This window comes from Rhizobacter sp. P3_B12, from assembly GCF_056402895.1.
This window is the reverse complement of sequence record NZ_JBFUGN010001033.1, coordinates 1-2,116: the sequence shown is the minus strand read 5'-3', so window position 1 is coordinate 2,116 and position 2,116 is coordinate 1. Positions and strand designations below refer to the sequence as shown.

Annotated in this window: 2 protein-coding genes; both read right to left on the bottom strand. The window is 71.2% G+C overall.

What is annotated here, in order from left to right; all coding sequences use genetic code 11:
- Positions 1 to 1,015, bottom strand: a 1,015-nt coding sequence (locus AC1D01_RS31680) for a methyl-accepting chemotaxis protein (protein ID WP_477873481.1), incomplete at its 3' end; no start/stop codon positions are given.
- A 62-nt stretch (positions 1,016 to 1,077) separates the two neighbouring features.
- Positions 1,078 to 2,116, bottom strand: a 1,039-nt coding sequence (locus tag AC1D01_RS31675; RefSeq protein WP_477873480.1) for a hypothetical protein, incomplete at its 5' end; no start/stop codon positions are given.

Sequence of the window (2,116 nt, the reverse complement as noted above, 5' to 3'; positions counted from 1 at the left end):
CCACCTGCTGCACCGCGGCGCCGCCCTGGCTCGCGGCCGCACCCGCCTCGGCCGCGAGCCGGGCCGCGCTGCGGGCTGCATCGGCGCTGGCTTTCAGCGCGCCGGTCAGCTGTTCCATCGACGCGGCGGTCTGTTGCAGGTTGCCGGCCTGCAGCTCGGTGCGCTGGCTCAGGTCGGCGTTGCCGCGCGCGATCTGCTGCGAGCCGGTCGCGATCGAATCGCTGCTGGCCCGCACGGTGGCCACCACCTGCGTCAGCCGTTCGCACATCGCCGCCATCGCGGCCATGATGCTGGTGTCGTCGCCGGCCGCGAGCGGCACGCGCTGGCGCAGGTCGCCGGCGGCGACGGCATTGGCCACCGCCGCCACGTCGGCCGGTTCGCCGCCGACCTGGCCCCACACCGACTTCCATGCGAAGCGGCCGAAGCCGAGCAGCAGCACGGTGGCGGCAAGAAAGACGCTCCATTGCGACCAGGCCACGCGCGTGAGCGTGGCGTCGAAGGTGGCCGAGGCTGCGTCGGCAAAGGTGGTCGACGCCTTGACCGTGGCATCGACGCCGGCGCGGTGTTGCAGGTACAGCGCGTCGGCCGATTTCAGGGCCGCCTGCGCGGCGGGCGCGTCAGCGGTCGCGGTGGCCTTCAGCACCGCGCGCGAGGCCTCGATGAAGCGCATCGCGGCCTCGTGCTGCGGGCCCAGCAACTGCGCCTCGAGGCCGTAGGGCGGGTGGGCGCGCCAGTAGGTGACGCGCTCCTGGTATTCCTTCTCGAGGCGCGCCGCTTCGGCCTGTGCCTTCTCGGGGGCGATGCTGCCTTCCACCGCCTGCGAGAGCACCAGCCGCAGCTCGATCAGGTACATCGGCGGCGGCAGGATGTCGGCGGTGACGTCCTTCGCGACGAAGGTGCGCTGTGCCGCATCGGCCGCCGTGCCGGCGCCCCACAGCGACACCGCCATCAGCACGCTGGCCGCGGCGATGCCCGAGCCGATGAGGAGGACCAGGGTCAATCGCAGTGAACGCATGGGTCGTGCCGGGGGTGAGGGGCTGTTCGGGTTGTCGGCCGAAGCGCCCGCCACTTGAGCGGTCAGTCGAACAAAGTGCCCTTCATCGCGTCGCGCGACACGCGGTGCCACACATACATGCCGTTCTGCCGGTAGTGGTCGTGCAGCTCGCCGGCGCACATCACGTAGCCCTGCAGCGGATCGCAATGCGGCGCGCCGAACAGGTGGCCCGACTCGTGCACCGCGAGGATCTGCGTGCGGTTCATCGACATGTCGAACGAGAACTCCCCGCTCACCTGCACGCCGAGCCAGCCGCAGGCCACGCCGCCCACCATCTGGGGCGACATCGCGATCAGGTAGTCGAAGCCATGGTTGTCGACGTTCGTGCGCACCGAGCCGCCGGTGGTCCAGTCGCGCGCGAGACCCAGCACCTTGCCGCCGTAGGCCGCGGCCTGCTCGCACAGGCCCTGGCTGGTGTCCAGCGTCAGGCCCGGGATGGCACGGAAGTGCTGGGTCACGCCCATCATCTGGTCGAAACCGCCCGGGAAGGACTGGTAGGTGCCGGTGTTGCCGCCAGCCGTCGTCGGCGTGAAGACCTCGCCGGGCCGCGTGAAGACCTCGCCGAGGAAGGCTTCCGGGGAGCGCGTGTAGTTCAGGCGCGTGAAGTAGCTCTGGTCGTAGACGGTGCTCACCAGCACGTGGCTGCTGGGCGCCACGGTGAAGGCGGCGCCGCTGTAGGCGGTGTCCACCGTGCTGCCGGTGCCGCTCTGCAGGCGCACGCCGTCGATGCGGTAGGCGCCGCGCCCGACGGCGTAGTGCTTGGCGCGCGCGGTGTCGTCGATGAACGGCCCGGCACTGAACGACGCGGTGCGCGTTTCGCCGGCTGCCAGTTCGACCTCGATCGTGCCCAGCGGCACGGCGCTGAAATCGCTGAACCGCGTGCTGGCGAGCGTCGGCGTGAGCTTCACGGTGCCGGCATTGCCGCTCAGGTTGCGCACGGTGAGCGACACCTTCAGCGCGTCGCCCTTGGCGGGTGCCTGGCCGGCGGCATTCGTCACGCCGACCGCGGTGACGTCGGCCTGGATCGTGCAGTTCGGCTCGCACCCCGACGCGCCCTTGGCC